The sequence below is a fragment of the Pantoea sp. PNT03 genome (assembly GCF_014852515.1).
GTDB lineage: Bacteria > Pseudomonadota > Gammaproteobacteria > Enterobacterales > Enterobacteriaceae > Pantoea > Pantoea leporis.
The window spans coordinates 673903-692926 of record NZ_JACVBT010000002.1 but is presented as its reverse complement, the minus strand read 5'-3'; the positions used below and the strand labels follow the sequence as shown (position 1 = coordinate 692926).

Annotated in this window: 20 protein-coding genes; 7 read left to right on the top strand and 13 right to left on the bottom strand. The window is 54.0% G+C overall.

All coding sequences use genetic code 11. The features are described 5' to 3' along the window. Positions 1 to 2 precede the first annotated feature (2 nt). Positions 3 to 473 (bottom strand): GNAT family N-acetyltransferase, encoded by a 471-nt coding sequence (locus tag IB226_RS11200; RefSeq protein ID WP_192235429.1) that lies wholly within the window; start codon positions 471 to 473, stop codon positions 3 to 5. Between the two features lie 93 nt (positions 474 to 566). On the opposite strand from IB226_RS11200, the gene IB226_RS11195 reads away from it, so the two are divergent. Then, positions 567 to 1109, top strand: a complete 543-nt coding sequence (locus IB226_RS11195) for a GNAT family N-acetyltransferase (RefSeq protein ID WP_192235428.1) — start codon at positions 567 to 569, stop codon at positions 1107 to 1109. Here IB226_RS11195 and IB226_RS11190 read toward each other — a convergent pair. Both IB226_RS11190 and IB226_RS11185 read right to left on the bottom strand, forming a co-directional pair. Continuing rightward, positions 1091 to 1411 (bottom strand): AzlD domain-containing protein, encoded by a 321-nt coding sequence (locus tag IB226_RS11190; RefSeq protein ID WP_008109204.1) that lies wholly within the window; start codon positions 1409 to 1411, stop codon positions 1091 to 1093. The two genes, IB226_RS11195 and IB226_RS11190, sit on opposite strands and share 19 nt — an antisense overlap. Beyond that, positions 1401 to 2075, bottom strand: a complete 675-nt coding sequence (locus tag IB226_RS11185; protein WP_110867038.1) for an AzlC family ABC transporter permease — start codon at positions 2073 to 2075, stop codon at positions 1401 to 1403. Before IB226_RS11185 ends, IB226_RS11190 begins: the two co-directional genes overlap by 11 nt. A 102-nt stretch (positions 2076 to 2177) precedes the next feature. On the opposite strand from IB226_RS11185, the gene IB226_RS11180 reads away from it, so the two are divergent. Next, positions 2178 to 2726: a helix-turn-helix domain-containing protein gene (locus tag IB226_RS11180; protein WP_192235427.1), complete on the top strand. Its 549-nt coding sequence runs from the start codon at positions 2178 to 2180 to the stop codon at positions 2724 to 2726. 140 nt (positions 2727 to 2866) lie between these two features. Then, positions 2867 to 3388 (top strand): GNAT family N-acetyltransferase, encoded by a 522-nt coding sequence (locus IB226_RS11175; protein ID WP_192235426.1) that lies wholly within the window; start codon positions 2867 to 2869, stop codon positions 3386 to 3388. On the opposite strand, the gene IB226_RS11170 is transcribed toward IB226_RS11175, so the two are convergent. Genes IB226_RS11170 through IB226_RS11155 form a run of 4 tightly spaced genes read right to left on the bottom strand, consistent with a single transcriptional unit; the run spans position 3385 to position 8028 of the window. Next, positions 3385 to 4788, bottom strand: coding sequence for an ABC transporter ATP-binding protein (locus IB226_RS11170; RefSeq protein WP_192235425.1), 1404 nt, complete (start codon positions 4786 to 4788; stop codon positions 3385 to 3387). The two genes, IB226_RS11175 and IB226_RS11170, sit on opposite strands and share 4 nt — an antisense overlap. After that, entirely contained in the window at positions 4785 to 5570 is a 786-nt protein-coding gene (locus IB226_RS11165; protein WP_101761154.1) for an ABC transporter permease, read from the bottom strand. Before IB226_RS11165 ends, IB226_RS11170 begins: the two co-directional genes overlap by 4 nt. Further along, entirely contained in the window at positions 5567 to 6502 is a 936-nt protein-coding gene (locus IB226_RS11160; RefSeq protein ID WP_192235622.1) for an ABC transporter permease, read from the bottom strand. Before IB226_RS11160 ends, IB226_RS11165 begins: the two co-directional genes overlap by 4 nt. Continuing rightward, positions 6502 to 8028, bottom strand: coding sequence for an ABC transporter substrate-binding protein (locus IB226_RS11155; RefSeq protein ID WP_192235423.1), 1527 nt, complete (start codon positions 8026 to 8028; stop codon positions 6502 to 6504). The genes IB226_RS11160 and IB226_RS11155 overlap by 1 nt, the downstream gene beginning before the upstream one ends. Positions 8029 to 8126: 98 nt before the next feature. On the opposite strand from IB226_RS11155, the gene IB226_RS11150 reads away from it, so the two are divergent. After that, positions 8127 to 8381, top strand: coding sequence for a tautomerase family protein (locus tag IB226_RS11150; protein WP_225608259.1), 255 nt, complete (start codon positions 8127 to 8129; stop codon positions 8379 to 8381). A gap of 41 nt (positions 8382 to 8422) precedes the next feature. Here IB226_RS11150 and IB226_RS11145 read toward each other — a convergent pair whose 3' ends face one another. Together IB226_RS11145 and IB226_RS11140 are read right to left on the bottom strand one after the other, a co-directional pair. Then, a complete protein-coding gene (locus IB226_RS11145; protein ID WP_192235421.1) occupies positions 8423 to 8740 on the bottom strand; it encodes a DNA-binding transcriptional regulator in 318 nt (105 codons plus the stop codon). Then, entirely contained in the window at positions 8733 to 9122 is a 390-nt protein-coding gene (locus tag IB226_RS11140) for a type II toxin-antitoxin system RelE/ParE family toxin (protein WP_192235419.1), read from the bottom strand. The genes IB226_RS11145 and IB226_RS11140 overlap by 8 nt, the downstream gene beginning before the upstream one ends. Positions 9123 to 9277: 155 nt before the next feature. On the opposite strand from IB226_RS11140, the gene IB226_RS11135 reads away from it, so the two are divergent. Next, positions 9278 to 10018, top strand: a complete 741-nt coding sequence (locus IB226_RS11135) for a GntR family transcriptional regulator (RefSeq protein WP_192235417.1) — start codon at positions 9278 to 9280, stop codon at positions 10016 to 10018. Here IB226_RS11135 and IB226_RS11130 read toward each other — a convergent pair. The 4 genes from IB226_RS11130 to IB226_RS11115 form a co-directional block, all read right to left on the bottom strand. Next, positions 10005 to 10985 carry a PfkB family carbohydrate kinase gene (locus IB226_RS11130; RefSeq protein ID WP_192235415.1) on the bottom strand — a complete coding sequence of 327 codons (981 nt, stop codon included), beginning with the start codon at positions 10983 to 10985 and terminating at the stop codon, positions 10005 to 10007. The two genes, IB226_RS11135 and IB226_RS11130, sit on opposite strands and share 14 nt — an antisense overlap. Then, positions 10972 to 11994 carry an ADP-ribosylglycohydrolase family protein gene (locus IB226_RS11125; RefSeq protein WP_192235621.1) on the bottom strand — a complete coding sequence of 341 codons (1023 nt, stop codon included), beginning with the start codon at positions 11992 to 11994 and terminating at the stop codon, positions 10972 to 10974. The genes IB226_RS11130 and IB226_RS11125 overlap by 14 nt, the downstream gene beginning before the upstream one ends. A gap of 17 nt (positions 11995 to 12011) precedes the next feature. Beyond that, a complete protein-coding gene (locus IB226_RS11120; protein WP_101761161.1) occupies positions 12012 to 13286 on the bottom strand; it encodes a nucleoside permease in 1275 nt (424 codons plus the stop codon). Positions 13287 to 13469: 183 nt separating this feature from the next. After that, a complete protein-coding gene (locus IB226_RS11115) occupies positions 13470 to 14846 on the bottom strand; it encodes an aldehyde dehydrogenase family protein (RefSeq protein ID WP_192235413.1) in 1377 nt (458 codons plus the stop codon). 481 nt (positions 14847 to 15327) lie between these two features. Between IB226_RS11115 and IB226_RS11110 the strand changes: the two genes are divergently transcribed. Both IB226_RS11110 and IB226_RS11105 read left to right on the top strand, forming a co-directional pair. After that, positions 15328 to 16257, top strand: coding sequence for a RepB family plasmid replication initiator protein (locus IB226_RS11110; RefSeq protein ID WP_007886110.1), 930 nt, complete (start codon positions 15328 to 15330; stop codon positions 16255 to 16257). Positions 16258 to 17822: 1565 nt separating this feature from the next. After that, on the top strand, positions 17823 to 19022 hold the full coding sequence (locus IB226_RS11105; RefSeq protein WP_008109176.1) for an AAA family ATPase: 1200 nt from the start codon (positions 17823 to 17825) through the stop codon (positions 19020 to 19022). The last annotated feature ends 2 nt before the right edge of the window (positions 19023 to 19024 follow it).

Below are 19024 nucleotides of genomic sequence, written 5' to 3'. Positions count from 1 at the left end.
CCTTAAAGCTCGCGTACCATTTCGACGCAGGGAAGATTGGCTTGTGCCAGCGCCGAGGGATAAAGCGTCTCACGCACCACACGAAAACCGTGGCGCAGATAAAAGCCGCTCGCGTTGGGCGTGGCGGCGAGCGTCAGTTTATCAAAACCCCGCTGCCGCGCTTCATCGATGATTGCCTGCATGATGACGCTGGCATAACCTTTGCCGTTGCAGGCGGGCAGCGTGAAGATCGCTTCAACGCTGCCGTTGTGCAAGTCAAGAAATCCGGTCGCGGCCACGCCATATTCAGCATCCTCAACCACATAAAACGGATGGCTTCTGACCGCCTCGAAATAGCCGGACGGTAACGCATCGGGTGTCCATGCGCTGATAACATCAGCGGGATAAACACCTCGGCAACCGTGGCGAATGGCAAGGTTGCGGATGCGCCACAACGTGGCCGTTTCATCACAGCGGGCTAAACGCGGTTTCATACGTTTTCCTCTATGCTAGTAATCCGTGGAGTATCACAGTAACAAAACTCATCAGGAAGATAACGCCGGTTCCGGCTACAAAAGGTTACGACAATGCAACTCACTTCATCACGTTTGTTTCTTCGTCCGGTTGAACCCACCGATGTTCAGCGCCTGTTTGCCATCTATGGCGATCCCGCTACCAATATGTTCAATCCGGCGGGTCCGTTTCCCGATTTAGCCTTTGCAGAGGAGGTGTTAAATCGCTGGCTGGCGCACTGGCAATCCTTTTCCTTTGGTAACTGGGCAATTTGCCTGCGGGAACAGCCGGATGAGGTTATCGGATTTGGTGGTTTATCGGTGCGCGAGTTTGCTGGCAAGCCGGTAAACAATCTTGGCTATCGTCTGGCGAAAGAGGCGTGGGGAAAAGGTTTCGCCACCGAGTTTGCACGAAGGGTTATCGCTTATGGCTTCGATGAATGCCAGCTTCCGGTTATTGATGCGGCGGTGCGTCAGGATCATATAGCATCACAGCAGGTACTGGAAAAGGCGGGACTGCGCTGTTACGGCCAGGTTCACGATGTTCCGGGCGCGCCCGCCAGTTTGGTATATGAATTACGTGCGCAAACCTGGCGCGATCAGGGCACGCCGAAGTAACGTAGCAACGCGGTCATTAGCGCGGCACCGATAATCACCAGTATTAGCGGTGTGCGGCGCCAGGCCAAAAACACCGCAAACAGCACGCCGGCGATGCGCGCCACGCCGGCAAAATGCGTGCCTTCAAACAGCGCGGTGGTAACGGCCACCGCCAGCAGCAAAACGGTGGCAGCATCGGATAGCATATTGCGTGCGCGATCCGACATCTGCATGCGGCTGCCCAGACGATAACCGGCGAAACGAATCGCATAAGTGCCTACCGCCAGCAGCGCGATGCCGCCAATGATCAGATTATTTTGCATTTTTACGCTCCCGCCAGCTCAGTAATCCCAGCAGTGAAAACAGCACCGGCATGCCCGCTGGCACAAACGGTGTCGCCAGCACAGACAGCGTGGTGCCCAGCGTAGCGGGGATCAGCGTACGACGCTGACGCAGCGCCGGGAATATCAGGGCAATCAGGATCGCTGGGAACACCGCATCCAGACCAATGGCCGATACGTCGGGAATAAAGCGCCCGATCACCGCACCGCCAATGACCGACAGCGGCCAGATGGTGAAAATACCTAATCCGCAAATCCAGTACGCGGCACGACGTTGCGCCAGTTTTGGCTGGGAAATACCAAACACCACGCTTTCATCATTCATGATGTGGCATCCCAACAAACTGCGGCTGCCTTTACCAACCAGATCTTTCACCGCAATGCCAAACGGCAGATGACGCGCGTTGACCAGCAAACCCGCCGCCGCCGCCGTTAACGGACTGCCGCCGCCAGCCACGATGCCGATAAACAGGAATTCCGACGCGCCCGCCAGCACCAGCGTTGATAGTGCAATCGGCACCCACAGCGGAAACCCTTCCGCTGCCGCCAGCGAACCGTAAGAGAGCCCGACAATGCCGTCGGCAAGACAAACCAGGAAAATGGCTTTTATTACTCCGCGATCAAGCGGTACTGCACCCAGACGCATCACAATTTGATCTCATATCGAACAGGAAAGCCGTTATAATGAACGCGCCAGAATCGTTTTACAAGACGAACAAATCGTTCGATATAAAGAACAGGAGAGGGTTTGACCACGCCAATTGATATTATTGCTGTCGGATTACTGCGCGAACGTCAGCGCGCGGGGCTTTCACTGACAGAGGTGGCGCGTCGCGCCGGTATCGCCAAATCTACGCTGTCGCAGCTCGAAGCGGGCAATGGCAATCCCAGCCTTGAAACGTTGTGGGCGCTGTGTGTGGCGCTGAACATTCCTTTCGCGCGTTTGATGGAGCCGGAAGTGAAGCGATTGCAGGTAATTCGCCGTGGCGAAGGCATGATCGTCTCGGCGGAGATGGCGGATTATCAGGCAGCTTTGCTGGCAAGTTGCCCGCCCGGCGGACGCCGCGATCTCTATCTGGTCACCAGCCAACCGGGCGCGCCGCGCGATTCAAAACCGCATCCGCCGGGCTCGGTGGAGCATGTGATTATCGCGCGTGGCCGGGCGCTGGTTGGGCCGCGCGATGCACCGGTCGAACTGCATCCCGGCGACTACATTTGCTATCCCGCTGACGAACCGCATGTGTTCGAAGCCTTAGAGCCGGATACCATGGCGGTGCAGTTGTCGGAGCAGAATTGAGCGAAGGTTGGTCAGCTCTCCATAAATGGCGCCACTATGGAATTGCAGAGTGACCATCAGAATTTCCTATTATCAAATCCGATGATTCGCGTGCGGCGCGGTGGCATGCTGTGGTTTTCGCCGCTAAGAATCAGGAACATATGGACATTATTCCCGCCCGTCCTCATCACGCCGCTGCCATTCAGAAAATCTACGCCTGGCATGTGCTGCACGGCACCGCGACCTTTGAAACTGAACCACCTTCGGCGAGCGAAATGCAGAATCGCGTGCAGGATGTGCAGCAGCGCGGCGGTTTTTGGCTGGTGGCGCAGGAGGATGATCATGTGCTGGGTTACTGCTATCTGGCGCCGTATCGCCCGCGTTATGCCTATCGCTTCACGCTGGAGGATTCGATTTACCTCGATCAGCAGCAAACCGGCAGAGGCATTGGTCGCGCACTGTTGCAAAAAGCCATTGCGCTGGCAGAAGCGGCGGGATTTCGCCAAATCATCGCGATTGTTGGCGATAGCGCGAATGCCGGATCGCTGGGATTACACCGGGCGCTCGGTTTTGAGCACACCGGTGTAATGAAATCAGTGGGATTCAAACATGGCCGCTGGCTAGATACCGTAGTGATGCAGCGTTCACTCGGTCACGGCGACAGCCAGCCGCCAGAACGTTAAGCTACTGCCTCCATCGCGATCATACGATGCGTGGCCTTTTCCAGCAGATCGCGATCGTGACTCACCAACAACACTGCGCATTGTTGCTCGCGCGCCAGCGAGGTGATGAGCTGGATGGATTGCTGCTGCACCAGCGGATCCAGACGCGATGTAGGTTCATCGGCAAACAGAAATACCGGATCCAGCAGCATCACGCGTAACAGCGAGAAGCGCTGCAGCTCGCCGCCCGACAGTGAATCGGGACGACGCGTCAGCAGTTCCGGCGTCAGCGCCAATTGCTCCATCAGCGCATCCCGCCGCGTGGAGGCAATGTGATGACGGCGCAACACATCGTTTAGGCTTTGCGCCAGCGTGCGGGTCGGTGGAAACAGCGCTGACGGATCCTGATAAATCTTCTGGTATTTCAGCCCATCGACCGCCGCATGGCGCGTCACCTTGCCATGCTGCGGCGTTAGCAGGCCGAGCAGCACATCGCCAAAGCTACTTTTACCGCTGCCGCTGGCACCGTGTAATCCAACGATTTCTCCGGCGTGCAGCCTGAAGTCTTGCGGCACGCCGAGCGATTTACCGCCGCGCTGCAAGCGGATGCCCTCAGCGCTCACCACCGGTTTACTGCCCATAACGGTTTGTTGCCGTGCAGGCCAGGCGGTGGGATCGGCGGCGAGTAATTCACGCGTATAGCGCTGCTGCGGTTCATGTAACACCTGTTCCGCCCTGCCCTGCTCGATCACCTTGCCTTTATGCATCACGATCACCTCACCGCCCAACTGGCGCGCCAGCGCGATGTCGTGGGTGATGGTGAGCAGTGTGCCGCCGTCGGCCACTTCCCGGCGCAGCAAAGCGGCTACTTCATCACGACGCGCCACATCCAGCCCTTTGGTTGGTTCATCGGCAATCAGTATCTCCGCGCCACCTGCCCGTGCGGCGGCAAAGGCGGCGCGCTGCGCCATCCCGCCGGAGAGTTGCCACGGAAAACGCGGCGCCGCGTCCTGTAAACCAAGCTGCTGTAAATCGCGCTGGGCCGACAGTGCGCTGGTGGATTTCGCGTTTCCGCGTACATAACGATAGCCTTCCGCAACCTGCTGCAGCACTGACATTGTGGGATCCAGCGACAGCCACGGCTCCTGCGGCAGCGACGCTAATGTGCGGCCCCATAATTCACGCAACAATCCGGCATCCTGCGGCAGGGTAAAACGCTGTTCGTTGATGATTAGCGTACCGCTGGACTGTAAATCGTCAGGCAAAATGCCCATGACCGCTTGTGCCAGCAGGCTTTTACCTGAACCGGTTTCACCCAGCAAGGTCAGCGGTTGTCCGGGCTGCAGGGTGAAATCAACCGGTTCCACCAGCGTAGCGCTGGCGGTTGTGACGCTGATGCCGATAACCTGTAATCCTTTCATTTACGCTCCTCTTTCATTAACAGATTCAGGCTGATCAACAGCAGAAACAGCGCGATTACCGGCTGCATTAGCAGCCACGGTGCTTCCCAGGCAAACGGCAGCAGTTCGGTCATCATCAAACCCAGTTCTGGCGTCGGCGGACGTACGCCGACGCTGATAAAGCCAAGCGCAGAGACCGCCATGATGGCGCTGCTGAACGAGAACAGAGTCAACGTGGTTAATACCGGCGCTAACGCTGGCCACAGGTGTCGGCGGAAACGGTAGAACGCCGAAAAACCGAGCAACTTTGAGGCCTGCATGCCGGGTGCCTGCACAATCGGGCGCAGGGTTGCGCGCGTGACGCGGAAGAACTCCACCCACAGCACCAGCGAAATCCCCAGCCACAACATGCCGGGAGAATCCGGCGCAATCGCCGCTAACAGCAGCACCAGCAGCAATCCCGGCAGCGCCAGACACATATCGCCGAGCATGCTGAGCAGACGATCCAGCCAGCCGCCATACAGTGCGCTGAATACGCCAGCCAGCACGCCCGCAAGCAGTGCGCTCATCACACAGAGCGCCGCGAGACCCAGCGAAAGGCGCAACGCGGCACTGAGGCGCGGCAGCATGTCGCGACCAAGATGATCAAACCCGAGAAGATTGGCACCGCTCGGCGCGTGCAGCATCTGCAGCAGATCCTGTTCCAGCGGGTCGCCGTGATGAATCAGGGGCAGCAGGAAGGCGAAACCAAGCAGCAAGCACAACAGCAGCAGGCCGATAAGACGCGAAAATGAAATTGTCATGCGCGCGCTCCTCTGGGATCAAGCAGATGACAACCCGCATCCACCAGCATATTCAGCAGCACGAACAGCAGTCCGAGCGTCATGGCGCTGGCCTGAATCACCGGCACATCGCGGGCGAAGATGGCATGCACCAGCGCGTGACCAATGCCAGGCCAGGCAAACAGCGTTTCTACCACCACCACGCCTTCCACCAGCCAGACAAACTGCATGCCGAACCAGGTCAATACCGGCGATGCGAGGTTGCGCAATCCATGACGGCGCAATAGCGTTGCGGGCGCTAATCCTTTCTGCGCGCCCCAGCGGTAATAGCCCGAGCTGACAACCTGATACGTGGCTTCACGCACCACGCGCACGCCCACCGCGGTTAACGACAATGCCAGCGTCAACGATGGCAACATAAAATGACGCAGCTCGCCATGCCCGGCGCTGGGCAGCCAATCGAGCTGCAGCGCCAGCAGGACAATCAGCAGCATGCCCAGCGCAAAATGCGGCACCGATTTCAGCAGCGCGCTCAGCCAGAATAACGCGCGGTCGAGCTTGCCATTGGCGTGACATCCCGCCCAAATACCCAGCGGCAAGGTGAACAGAATCGTCAGGAAAAGCGATGAACCTGCCAGCGCCAGCGTTTGACTCAGCTGCCAGCGCAGTTCATCCATCACCGGTTCGCCGGAGACCAGCGAACGACCAAAGTTGAACTGCAGCAGATCGAATAGCCAGTGCAGCAACGCGCTGCCCTGCTGCAGCGAGTCACTTAGCTCCTGCTGCACCCGCGCCACCGCACTGGCATCCACCCGATCGTAGCCATAACGACCGCTGGCAATGCGCCACGCCATATCGCCGGGCAAGGACTGCACCAAAAACCAGGTGAGTAATCCCACCGCCAACACCACAAAAGCCGCCTGCGCTACGCGCCAGCCAAGTAGTTTGAACATCATTGCTCCCACTGCATCTGACGCAGACCAAAGTGGCGTTCAAACGGATCGAGCGTGACGTTTTTCAGCTTGCTGTTAATCGCGGCCGATTGCTGATACCAGGCAATCGGGATCACTGGCAGATCCTGCTGTAACGAGGCAGTGATCAGGTTACGCGCCTGCGCACGTTCTGCCGAGTCAGTGGATTGCGTTAAGCTGTGCAACGCCGCGCTAAAACCGGCCGGATGCCAGTTCATCGCGCCCCAGTCGCCGCCCTTTTCCGCATAATCCTGCAGTAACGTGCCGGTGGGATCAGGCGTGAGTGCAAAGTTGCGGGAAAACAGCGCCAGTTGTAGACGATTGCTGTGATGCTGCGCCGGAATTTCGCTAGCGTTGGTGGAATTGATCTTCACTTCAATGCCGACTTTGCGCAGCTGCTGCTGGATAACCATCGCCATCAGCGGCAGTTCGGGACGATCGGGGAAGGTCAGCAGCGTCACACTAAAGCGCTGGCCGTTACGTGCTAACACGCCATCTGCACCCATTTTCCAACCCGCCGCCTGCAGTTGCTGTGCCGCCTGCTGCGGATTGAATTGCAACGGTTGCAATGCGTTGTTGTGCCATTCACCCATATTCGGCGGGAATAACTGACTGGCCGCGCCTGGATAACGCAATACCGCCATCGCCAGCGCGTTACGGTCAATCGCCATGCTGATCGCTGCACGCACCGGCTGTTCGGCTAACAGCGGATCGCCCGCATTCAGTTTTAGCATCAGCGTGCGCGGCACCGGAATGGCGGGCAGCTGTAGCGCTGGCTTGCGTGCTAAACGCTGACGGCTGGCAGCATCCAGGTTGAATACGTAATCCGCGTCCCCGCTCTCCGCCAGCAAGGCGCGGGTTTCGGCGCGTCCGGAAGAGAGATAGCTGGCGGCCGCAATCGCCGGCTTTTCGCCCCAGTAATCGTCAAACCGTTTTACCGCCAGCGATTGCGGTGGCTGGAATGACGTCAGCATAAACGGGCCGCTGCCGATGATGCGGGTGATGTTGCCCTGCGCATCCCAGCTAGCCAACGCCAGAATCTGGGAACGGCTCTCTGCTAAAACCGAAAGCAGCGGCGTGAAAGGTTCACGCAACGTGATAGTGACGCGCAGCCCTTCCCCGCTGATAGCGGTGATCGGCGTTTTATCCAGCAGACCCGCTTTGCTGCGCGCGGTGTTGAGTGATTTCACCACCGCGGCCGCATCCAATGGCGATCCATCATGGAAGCGCACGTTGGGACGCAAATTCAATTGCCATTGCAAACCATCTGCCGATACCTGCCAGCTTTGCGCCAGCGCCGGAATGGGCTCGGCGCGTTCGTTCACTTCCACCAGCGTTTCCACCACATCCATCCGCAACAAAATGTCGCCGGAGAGTGCGGGATCGGCGCCTTTGATTTCAAACGGTGCCGCAATGCGCACCGTTTTATCCTGATGTTCAGCCGCCATTGAGGCGTAAGAAGCCAGGCCTAACGCCGAAGCGATAAGCAAATTTTTCATTGATTTCATTGAGATTTCCGACTGAAGCCGCTACAAATTATGTGAGTTAATTACGTTATAACATAACAATACACATTTCAACACAGATTGCTGGCAAAGACGGGTGATTGACACTGCGCGCAGTGCTTTTGCTGCGCTATGCTGAAAACGAACGTTTACTTTATGGAGCAGCAGAGATGCCAGAAATCGTTGTGTATGCGGCAGAAGGTCGCACGATTGAGCAGAAAAAGAAGTTGTTGAGAGCCGTCACCGCGGCGGTGGCTGATTCGTTTGAGATCGATGCTAATTCAGTGACGGTTTCCATTATCGAAACGCCAAAACATCATAAGTCGAAAGGTGGCGTGCCGTTTGATGAGCGTTGAGTCGGGTGTATGCCTAAAAGCCCCAATGGGGCTTTTATTATTCAGAGGATAAAGACGGCTGGCCCTTTATCTTCAATCGTGTTGAGAATGCGTAATGCCGCTTTGTTTGGCTTGCTTTCGTTGCGCTCCCACTTGGATACGCTTTCCACAGACATTCCGGTGGTTAACGCCAGCGCTGCTTGCGACATATTCCAGCGCAGTCGCACTGCTTTAATTTCAATACCACTCATCGTACGTACTGGAGGAATGTTACGCGCTTCTATAGCAGCGTTAATTTCGGTAACTGTTTCATCTTTCACTGCTCCAAGCTGATTATAGCGTTGCGCCATGCTCTGGATTTTTTTTAAACGATCAGTCATTACAGTTTACCTCAATCAACTCTTTAACTTTAACTAACGCCTCGATTAGCTCGTCGGGCATAGCAATGAAATCTCGCGCGATGCTGCAATAGGCATCAATTTCAACGTCTTCTAACTCTTTGCCTTTCTTCTTCGAAAGCTGGCTTTTTAAATACATATCAAAAAAGTAAAGATTCTTCCCATCATTGAAAAATACTATGCAGCGCGCCCCATCAGAAGCACCGATGCCAGGTAAACCGACTCGCTTCTTATAAGTAAATCGACCCAGGCAATCGCCGTGAAGCCCGGCAAAAATGGACATCGCTGCCTTACACAAAATTTTGTCGTTGATGCGTGCTTTTAAACGTTCTTCCTGAAATTCTGGCGTGAGATAAATTCCCATGGTCGCTTCCTTGCCACTCTTTCATCCGTAAGCATTACTATAGTCATGCTTACGGATAAGATCAATTTTCATGCGCTTGCTGGCGTATCCCAATCGCCTGAAAGTCAGTATCATAGACGTTCTGCCGCTTACCAGAATGAGTGAATCCGCCCGCTATGACCGACCAAACTCCACTATTTTCGCGGCTTACTTCTACCCTTGCTGATGACAGCCGCACGCCGCTGTACAGACGCTTTGCCACTGCGATCAAAGATGCGGTGCGTGATGGTTTGTTAGTGCATGAAGAGATCCTGCCGAGTGAGCGTGACTTCAGCCAGTCGCTGAACATTTCGCGCATTACCGTGCGTAAAGCCATGGATGCACTGGAAAAAGAGGGCGTGGTATTGCGCTCTCGAGGCTACGGCACGCAGATCTGCAGCCAGTTCGAGTATTCGCTGAAAGAGCCGAAAGGCTTGTCCCAGCAAGCAGTGTTGCGTGGTAAAAAGCCCGACACCGTGTGGATTAACAAAAGCAAAATCCATTGCGATGCAGAAATCGCTGAGAAATTGGGGCTGGACAAAGGCAGCGAAGTGTATTTGCTGAAACGTATTCGTTATGTCGATCAGCAAGCGGTGTCGGTGGAAGAATCCTGGGTGCCGGCGCGCTATATCGCTAATGCGGATGAGATTGGCATTTCGCTGTATGACTATTTCCACCAGCAACAAATTCTGCCGGTAAAATCGCAAAGCAGAGTGAGTGCTCGCATGCCTGATGAGGCGCTGCAGCAGCAGATCGCCCTACCCGACAACGTGCCTGTTTTGGTGATCAAGCAGCTGGCGTTAGATGCGCAGGGCAATCCGCTGGAGTACAGCATTAGCTACTGTCGTAGCGATATGTATGTGTTTATTGCGGAGTAAGGCGCTGCTGCCAGTAAGCTGTTAACGTGGCGCGATCGGGCGCGCAATCCCCGCCGCGTTGTGACACCACATAAGATGCCACCGCGTTGCCCAGCGCGACGCTTTCTGCCAGCGACCAACCCGAAGCTAATCCCGCCAGTAATCCACCCGCGTGGCTATCGCCTGCGCCGATGGTATCGGCCACTTTTGTCGGCAGCGCCGGCATCCAGCCCTGTGTTTCCGCGTTAACGAAACCGGCGCCTTCGCTATCAAGTCGCACCACCATCGCGCCATCGAATCGCTGCTGCCAGCACGTCATTAACAGATGTGCATCAAAGGATTTTGTTTGATTAAAACGTTCATGCCACAGCAGTTCGGCTTCCTGTCTGTTCACTGTAATCAGTGGATGGCACGCCATAACGCGTTCGAACTGCGCATCACCGATATCCGCCAGACGCGGACCGAAATCCACCAGCAGCTGATACGGCTGGCTTTGCTGCTCCAGCCAGGCGATCAGCACATCACCGCTTTTACTGGTGAGCTGATAGCCGGAAAGGTAGATCCAGCGATTGGCCAGCTGCGGCAACGTGTTCAGCAGCGCTGCATCCCACTGATTTTCTACGCCGCTCACTGAAAGAAAAGTACGCTCACCGTCGGGCTCCACTAACGCTAAACACCAGCCGTTATCGCCTTTCGCCGTTTCCAGCACGCTGTGAATGCCATATTCCGTCAGCTTCTGCCGCACAATGCTGGCCCAGGTACCGTTGCCGAGCGGCAGCGCATTGATGGACGGTATGCCAAGCCGGTGCAGCGCAATCGCCACATTCAGCGCACAGCCGCCCACGTTGACGCCCTGCTGGTGGAGCTCAATATCGCTGCCACGATGGGGCAACGAGTAAGCATCAGCAATCACATCCACTACAGCCGCACCAATCACAAGCACTGGCAGACGGCTTTCAAGACTCTGCAGATCATCAGGCGTCAACATAAGCGGCCTCGCGCTGCTGGCGGAAACGCGTGAAGGCAGCGCTATAACGGGTGAAATCCAGCGCGTTAGCGGCATCCAGCTCGGCTTTCAAGGCAACGTCGATGCTGTCGATGCCGTGCAGCGCGCCGCAAATGGCCACCGCCATCGCGCCGATGGTATCGGTATCGCCGCCGAGGTTAGCGCAAAGGATCGCGCAGCGATTAGGATCGGTCTCGGCCAATTCCACCATCGCAATCGCCGCCGGTACCGATTCAATTGTGCTGGTGCCGGTGCCTACCAGATCGTAAATCTGCTGCATGGTGGATTCCACGCCCCTGCCCTGCACGACCACGCTTAACGCCAGTTCGATGCGTGCCGCCATCGACGCGCTAAAGGTGGTGACACGCTTTTCCTGCGCCGCGCGAGCGATCGCGGGCAGTTCATCGCGGATCGTTGCCCAGCTGGCACCGTCAATGGCGCGTGAAACAGCCCACGCAATCACCGTCGCGCCGGAAATCGCGACATCCGATTTGTGCGTAGGACTTGACGCCAGTGCGACGGCATCGATGAATGCCGGAAAATCGCGTGCTGGCAGCAGACAGCCGAGCGGTGACACACGCATCGCTGCGCCGTTAGTCGTGCCGTTATTTTCCAGCTGCGACACCGGTGTGCCGGCTTTCATAGCTTTGAGCGCGATTTTTGAGGTCGGTCCAAGCACATTCTTGTTAAAGGCATCAAACGACTCGGCCCACTGCAAAATATTCGCACCAATGGTTTGGACGTTGATCTCGCCGTCGTGAGTGACGATCGCGTCAGCCAATGCCAGCGCCATCGAAGTGTCGTCGGTAAAGGCCGCCCGGCCAAAGTAGCAGGCGGCGTTGTTTTCAGCCGGACCGGGCAGGAAGCGATCGATCCAGCCAAAGTGTTGCTTCACGCGTGAGCGCGGCCACAATTCCGATGGCATGCCCATCGCATCGCCCAGCGCCTGGCCGTAAAACGCGCCTAAAATCCGTTTTTCTTGCGTTGTCATCGTCATGGTGAAATCCCTTATTTATGGCTGTCAGCGGTTGCTGAATTTTCGAAAGCGGTAAGTTCATCGCTGCGTTTTTTGCCGTCGCGGAACAGGACGATAAAGGCGATGGTGATCATTACGATCATCACGCTGCCAAACATCCACATGCCGGCCCAGTTGAAAGTCTGCCCGTTGCGGGGTTGGTCGTAGGCGAACATTTCCTGCATCAGATAGCCGCCAAGGCGATAACCGAGCAGGCTGCCGATGCCCTGACAAGCCAGCGTGATCAGCCCTTGCGCAGCATTACGCATCGCCACTGGCGCTTTCTTATCAACATAGATGTAAGCGGTGATGAAGTAGAAATCGTAGCTGACGCCGTGCAGCAGAATGCCCATGAACAGCAAGCCGTAAGTCAGCATGTTTTGATCGCCACCGAACACGAAGAACACGTAGCGCAGTGCGGCGGTTGTTAATCCCAGCAGCAGCACTTTGCCGATGCCAAAGCGTTTGATGAAGAACGGCAGCGCCAGCAGGAAGAAGATTTCCGAAACCTGGCCGAGCGTCATCCAACCGGTGGCGTGCGGTAAGCCGACTTCCGTCAGATAGCCTTCGGCAAAAATGTAGTAAAACGCCAGCGGCATGCTGAACAGGAAGGAGCAGACGAAGAACACGAGGAAGCTACGATCCTTTAGCAGATGCAGCGCATCCAGACCAAGCGCGACGCGCAGGCTGAATTTGCCGGTGCTTTTAGGCTCGGTGGCGGGCAACGTCAGGGCAAAAATGCCCAGCAACAGCGAGCTTGCGGCGGTGATCAATAACGGCACGTTGCTGGCTGAGATATCGCCATAGCCCAGCAGCGGCGGCAGGAAACCACAAACGATGCCAGACGCGATCCAGCCAAGGGTGCCCATGACGCGAATGCGCGGGTAATCACGCTCCACATCCGCGACGTGCGAAAACGCGATGCTATTGGTTAAGGCGATGGTTGGCATGTAAGTGAGCGCATACAGCAATAGCAACGGGAAGAAACCGCCGAAATGCGTTTGCTGGGCTGCGAAGAACATCAGAATCGATCCGACGATTGTTAGCAGCGACAACACTTTTTGCGCCTGGAAAAAGCGATCGGCCAGCGATCCGACAAGGATCGGCGACAGGATGGCGGCTATCGAAGTACAGGCGTAACACCAGGCTATCTCAACCGGCGAGAAGCCGTTTTTGCTGAGAAATGCCCAGAGCGGTACAAACCATGCGCCCCAGATAAACCACTCAAGAAACATCATGAACGACAGTTTTGGGATTGTTGTTTTCATTTAAAAGGACTCCCCGGTGTAGGTGGAGGCAAATCTAACACCGGAAATAATACCTTTATAATACCATTGGTGGATTTTTTGAACTGGTCCACAACATTTTAAATGATGGGCAACGGTATGAGATGCGAGATATCTGGGGGCGGAGGATGGGAGTAAGGGCGCGCCTGACGCGCCCTGTGATGCTTAGCGGCGGTTTTTCCATACCGTCTGAATATTGCAGAATTCGTGGACGCCAAAGCTTGACAGTTCACGACCATAGCCGCTCTTCTTCACGCCTCCAATCGCAACTCGCGGATCTGACGCACCATTGCCATTGATAAATACCGCGCCGGTCTCGAGTTTTTCCGCCAGTTCGTTGGCCAGCGCTTCGTTGCCGCTCCACACTGTTGCACTCAGCCCGAATTCGCTGTCGTTTGCCAGCTCAAGGGCATGTTGTGCATCACGAGCGACACTAATTGCTGCGACCGGGCCAAAGATCTCTTGCTGGAATGCGGTCATGGCTGGTGTGACATCGGCGAGGATCGTCGGGGCGTAATAGTTGCCTGGGCCGTCGATCTTATGGCCGCCTAATACCAAACGTGCGCCTTCCTTGATGGTCTGCTGCACTTGATTATCCAGCTCGTCACGCAGATCGTAACGCGCCATTGGTCCGATGTAGGTATCTTCTGCCAAAGGATCGCCGATCTTCAATGCCTGCACCGCTGCGCTGAAACGCGCCTCAAACGCTTCTGCGACACTTTCTTCAATGATGAACCGCTTGGCTGCCATGCAGACCTGTCCTGTGTTCTGATAGCGTCCTGTGACCGCTGAGGCCACTGCAGCATCCAGGTCTGCATCCGCTAGCACGATGAAAGGATCCGCGCCGCCCAGCTCCAGTACAGTTTTCTTCAGTACTGCACCGGCTTGCGCTGCAATTGCACCGCCTGCACGCACGCTGCCGGTTACCGCTACAGCGGCAATACGCGGATCTTTGATCGCGGCTGAAACGCCATCGTTATCGACGTTGATCACGGTAAAGCCGCCTTTAGGCAGTTCGGTGGCGTCAAACAGCGACTTCATCAGGTTGGCGGATCCCATTACGCTCGGCGCGTGCTTGAGCACGTAGGTATTGCCTGCCAGCAACATGCTGACTGCGCCGCGCAGAACCTGCCAGTAAGGGAAGTTCCATGGCATTACAGCAAGAATCACACCAATCGGGCGAAATGACTGCCACGCTTGCTGGTTTTCCACCAATGTTGGTTTGTCGGCAAGGATCGTCGGACCGTTCTCTGCATACCAGTCACACAGATTGGCGCATTTCAGTACTTCAGCACGTGCCTGAGCGATAGGTTTGCCCATTTCCAGCGTGGCCATGGTTGCCAGCTCATCCTGACGTTGGCGGATCTGTTCTGCCAGTTGATGCAGCACTCTCACTCGCTGTGGCATTGAGGTATAGCGCCACTCTGCATAGGCATCAGCACTTTGCTGCAATGCGGCTTCCAACTCGGCTGCGCTCTGTAGCGGATAGCTTGCGAGGATGTCGCCGGTAGTAGGGTTGCGGGAGATAACGTTGTCAGTCATGAAATATAACCTCGTCATAAGTGATGTGTTGTTCGATGAAGTTCACTTTACGCCGGGATAAAGTTTCTTAAAAATGAATAATAATGAGGAAGTTGTTCATTTATGAAGAAGAATAAGGATCCTGATCGCACATAACTGATGATTTGGTGGGATCAAAGGGGATGTTATTGCAATGGAGCTGTTTTAAACATTTTGCCGGTCTAAAGCCGCGTCAGTCCGGGCGTTATTAAGTTATACAGTGAATAGATCTTAAAGAAAGATCATATAGAGATCTTAAAGAGATCCTAAGAGATCCCCGATCGTCGCAGGCCGCACCCCACAAGGGCTCAGAAGGTGATCGCGTTCACTATAATGAGTAAAGTGTTCACTGGAGTCAGTAGTTTATTCACTATAGAGAGTAGAATGTTCACTATAAACAGTGTTAATGTTCACTGTAATCAGAAAACGACCCTTTTCATCCACAGAATGAAGATCTCAGGCTATGGCAGATAAAGAGAGTGAAAACAAGGCGTTACTCGAGCCTTTTCTGTCGGTGACAAAAAATAGCGGTGAAGTTATTCAACTCCATCCCAATAAAAATAACACCGTACAACCGGTCGCTTTAATGCGCCTGGGTCTGTTTGTTCCTACATTGAAGTCCACCGCGCGCGGTAAATCAGGCGCAATGGCATCGACCGATGCAACGAAAGAGCTAAAGAACCTTTCTTTAGTGAAATCGGAAGGTTATGAAAAGATTACCATTACCGGCGCAAGGCTGGACATGGATAATGATTTCAAAACCTGGGCCGGAATTATTCAGTCTTTCTCGCGTTATCCTTCTAAGGGCGACACCGTGACGCTGCCGTTTATCGATTTCGTCAAGATGTGCGGGATCCCATCGGCAAACTCTTCGGCTGCGCTACGTAAGCGCTTAGATGCCTCTCTGCGACGTATTGCGACCAATACGTTGTCCTTTGAAGGTAATGGCAAAGCCTATCACACTCACCTTGTGCAATCGGCGTATTACGATCGTGAAAAGGATCTGGTGCGTATTCAGGCCGATCCAAAGTTGTTCGAGCTCTACAACTTCGACCATAAAGTGTTACTGCAGCTGCGAGCCATTTCGCGTTTAAAACGTAAAGAATCGGCTCAGGCGTTGTATACCTATCTCGAAAGTTTGCCAACGAATCCGGCGCCCATCTCTCTGGCGCGTTTGCGTATGCGTTTAAATCTGGGCTCGAAAACCACCACGCAAAACCACGTGGTGCGACGTGCGATGGAGCAGCTCAAAGAGATCGGCTATCTCGACTATTCGGAAGTGAAACGCGGCCGCTCAGTGTTCTTCATCATCCACAGCAGGACGCCAAAACTCGACGGCATCAGCAATCTTGAAAGTATCGATTCGCTGGAAGATATCGAGTTTGAAGAGTGATCTTGCCCGTTCACTGTAATAAGTAATCCCCTTCAAGCTGTGTCACTTTTCGAGCAAAAGTGACACATGCTCCTCCGCTAACATTCACTGCAATCAGCTGTCCTCGCGTCATTCACTGTAATCAGCAACGTTCACTGTAATCAGAAACCTTCTGCTTTTGTTGTGTCTTATGCGATGTTTTGCACCGCACTATAGTCTTTCTAAGCGACTTATAAAGATAGTGAGTACTTACAAGGGCGGTGGCGTAGTACTCAACTTCCCTCTTTCACTGCCTTTCTACTGATCATAGTGAACGTTTGTTGGGGCGCTGGCTTTCACTGATTACAGTGAATGCCAATTAGAGGCTGCATACTGAATACAGTGAACGATCAAATGCAACTTTATGATTTATAAGTATTAAAAATGCCTGTTTCGAACTGATTCACTGTAATCAGCAGTTTGACTGTGAATACAGCCAGTAAAAGTGACAGGGTTGGCCACTATGCTGATTGCAGTGAACGTTTGGTCTGTCTTCTCAGTACAGTGAACTGAAACGAGAGACGTTCGTACTGACTCTCATATGCCGCTTGAATAACATGTCACGCTGTCACTGATTACAGTGAACGTTACCAACTCGTCCCCTGCCCTGCCAGGTTTGCAGCATGAAACAAACTCGCTCAGCGCGTAGTTTTTTTACTGAATACAGTGAACGTTGGGCGTTTAAATCAACAGCGCACTTTTACTGATTACAGTGAATGTTGTTGACGACATTCTGGGTATTTCGCTGTAACGCATATGGCGCTTCCAGGCATATCAGATTGTCGGCAAATAACACTCTACTGATTACAGTGAACGTTCGTCTCATCATGCTTGTCTGGCTGTACTGATTACAGTGAACGTTCTGTTCAGCGTCATAACTTTTACTGATTACAGTGAATGTTATCTCGGTCTGGCCAAATTGACTTACTGATTACAGTGAACGGTTTATCGCAGTGCGACAACGTCTACTGATTACAGTGAATCTTTGCCGATGACGAGTACAAGGCTTTTACTGATTACAGTGAACGTTTAGCGTTATGTGAAAACGTCTTCAGGATTTGCTGATTACAGTGAACATCTCACCAGCATGACACTTATCGTTGTTCTCTCACCTGCTTTTTATTTCCACGCATCATTTACTGATTACAGTGAATCTTCAGCCACCGCTCGCTGATCACAGTGAACCTTTTACTGATTGCAGTGAACGTTGGGCATCGGCGCATTTTTGCTAGCTGATTACAGTGAACGTTCCAGCAATTTCAGCCGCCACAACCCTTCTCCTTTCTCTACTTAAAGCATACAGGGTAGAAATCAGCTACTGACTACAGTGAATCTTTGCCCCAATCAACGATAAATCAGCGGTTCAAAATCGTACAAAAAACCAATATGGCTAAATTACCATCACTGATTACAGTGAATATTTTCGTTAACGTGCTCTTAATCAAGGTGTTTTCACATAACTTATTCTTCCTGTGCAGAAGAGATATATTTGCCTCGTGTGCTGGATTTATGTATAAAGTCGTAAATCCTACATGTGTGGAGCAAGTATGGCTAACGATGAGAAGCAAGTTCTGAAGGTCGCGCAACGTTCAGAAAGAATGCTGATGAGCCTGACTGAACAGATTCAGGCGCAGAAAGAAGAATTGCGGGAAAACACGTTCTATCAGGTTTACGCTAAAGCGGCGTTAGCCAAACTGCCCAAATTGACGCGTGCGAGCGTGGATTACGCTGTCAACGAAATGGAAGAAAATGGTTATCCGTTCGATAAGCGTGCAGCTGGCAGCTCAACCAAGTATGCGATGTCGATCCAGAATATCATCGATATCTATCACCATCGCGGTGTGCCCAAGTACCGCGATCGCCACCATGAAGCCTTTAGCATCTTTGTTGGCAACCTCAAAGGCGGCGTTTCGAAAACGGTCTCTACCGTTTCGCTGGCACACGCATTACGTGCGCATCCGCATCTGCTGTTTGAAGATCTGCGTATTCTGGTCATCGATCTGGACCCGCAATCTTCCGCCACCATGTTCCTGAACCATCAACGTTCAGTGGGATTAGTGGAAGCGACCGCCGCCCAGGCGATGCTGCAGAACGTCAGCCGCGAAGAGTTGCTCAACGAGTTTATCGTTTCCTCGATTATTCCAGGCGTCGATGTGCTGCCGGCGTCAATTGATGACGCCTTTATTGCCTCGCGTTGGGAAGAACTGTGTGCTGCTCACCTGCCCGATCAAAACATCCACGCGGTGCTGTATGACAATGTAGTGGCCAAGCTGAAGAAAGATTACGACTTTATCTTTATCGACAGCGGCCCGCATCTTGATGCCTTCCTGAAGAACGCCATTGCTGCTTCAGACTTACTAATGACGCCAGTGCCGCCCGCGCAGGTGGATTTCCACTCCACGCTGAAGTACTTAACGCGTTTGCCGGAGTTGATTGGCATCATTGAAGAATCGGGCGCAGCCTGCCGTTTGCAGGGCAACATTGGCTTTATGTCTAAACTGTCGAATAAAGCGGACCACAAGCTGTGTCACAGCCTGGCGAAAGAGATTTTTGGCGGCGATATGCTTGATGCTGCATTGCCGCGTCTGGATGGCTTTGAGCGCTGCGGAGAGTCGTTTGATACGGTTATCTCAGCCAATCCATCAACCTACGTGGGCAGCACTGAAGCCTTAAAGAATGCGCGTTCAGCGGCGGAAGATTTCGCGAAAGCCGTATTTGACCGTATTGAATTCATTCGCCTGAACTGAGG

Excerpts from the sequence above, each read along its gene's own strand:
- IB226_RS11110 (WP_007886110.1), top strand. The coding sequence starts at position 15,328 with ATGGCAGATAAAGAGAGTGAAAACAAGGCGTTACTCGAGCCTTTTCTG.
- IB226_RS11200 (WP_192235429.1), bottom strand. The coding sequence starts at position 473 with ATGAAACCGCGTTTAGCCCGCTGTGATGAAACGGCCACGTTGTGGCGC.
- IB226_RS11145 (WP_192235421.1), bottom strand. The coding sequence starts at position 8,740 with ATGACTGATCGTTTAAAAAAAATCCAGAGCATGGCGCAACGCTATAAT.
- IB226_RS11175 (WP_192235426.1), top strand. The coding sequence starts at position 2,867 with ATGGACATTATTCCCGCCCGTCCTCATCACGCCGCTGCCATTCAGAAA.
- IB226_RS11185 (WP_110867038.1), bottom strand. The coding sequence starts at position 2,075 with ATGCGTCTGGGTGCAGTACCGCTTGATCGCGGAGTAATAAAAGCCATT.
- IB226_RS11170 (WP_192235425.1), bottom strand. The coding sequence starts at position 4,788 with ATGAAAGGATTACAGGTTATCGGCATCAGCGTCACAACCGCCAGCGCT.
- IB226_RS11140 (WP_192235419.1), bottom strand. The coding sequence starts at position 9,122 with ATGGGAATTTATCTCACGCCAGAATTTCAGGAAGAACGTTTAAAAGCA.
- IB226_RS11105 (WP_008109176.1), top strand. The coding sequence starts at position 17,823 with ATGGCTAACGATGAGAAGCAAGTTCTGAAGGTCGCGCAACGTTCAGAA.
- IB226_RS11195 (WP_192235428.1), top strand. The coding sequence starts at position 567 with ATGCAACTCACTTCATCACGTTTGTTTCTTCGTCCGGTTGAACCCACC.
- IB226_RS11190 (WP_008109204.1), bottom strand. The coding sequence starts at position 1,411 with ATGCAAAATAATCTGATCATTGGCGGCATCGCGCTGCTGGCGGTAGGC.
- IB226_RS11120 (WP_101761161.1), bottom strand. The coding sequence starts at position 13,286 with ATGAAAACAACAATCCCAAAACTGTCGTTCATGATGTTTCTTGAGTGG.
- IB226_RS11125 (WP_192235621.1), bottom strand. The coding sequence starts at position 11,994 with ATGACAACGCAAGAAAAACGGATTTTAGGCGCGTTTTACGGCCAGGCG.
- IB226_RS11165 (WP_101761154.1), bottom strand. The coding sequence starts at position 5,570 with ATGACAATTTCATTTTCGCGTCTTATCGGCCTGCTGCTGTTGTGCTTG.
- IB226_RS11135 (WP_192235417.1), top strand. The coding sequence starts at position 9,278 with ATGACCGACCAAACTCCACTATTTTCGCGGCTTACTTCTACCCTTGCT.
- IB226_RS11155 (WP_192235423.1), bottom strand. The coding sequence starts at position 8,028 with ATGAAATCAATGAAAAATTTGCTTATCGCTTCGGCGTTAGGCCTGGCT.
- IB226_RS11160 (WP_192235622.1), bottom strand. The coding sequence starts at position 6,502 with ATGTTCAAACTACTTGGCTGGCGCGTAGCGCAGGCGGCTTTTGTGGTG.
- IB226_RS11115 (WP_192235413.1), bottom strand. The coding sequence starts at position 14,846 with ATGACTGACAACGTTATCTCCCGCAACCCTACTACCGGCGACATCCTC.
- IB226_RS11130 (WP_192235415.1), bottom strand. The coding sequence starts at position 10,985 with ATGTTGACGCCTGATGATCTGCAGAGTCTTGAAAGCCGTCTGCCAGTG.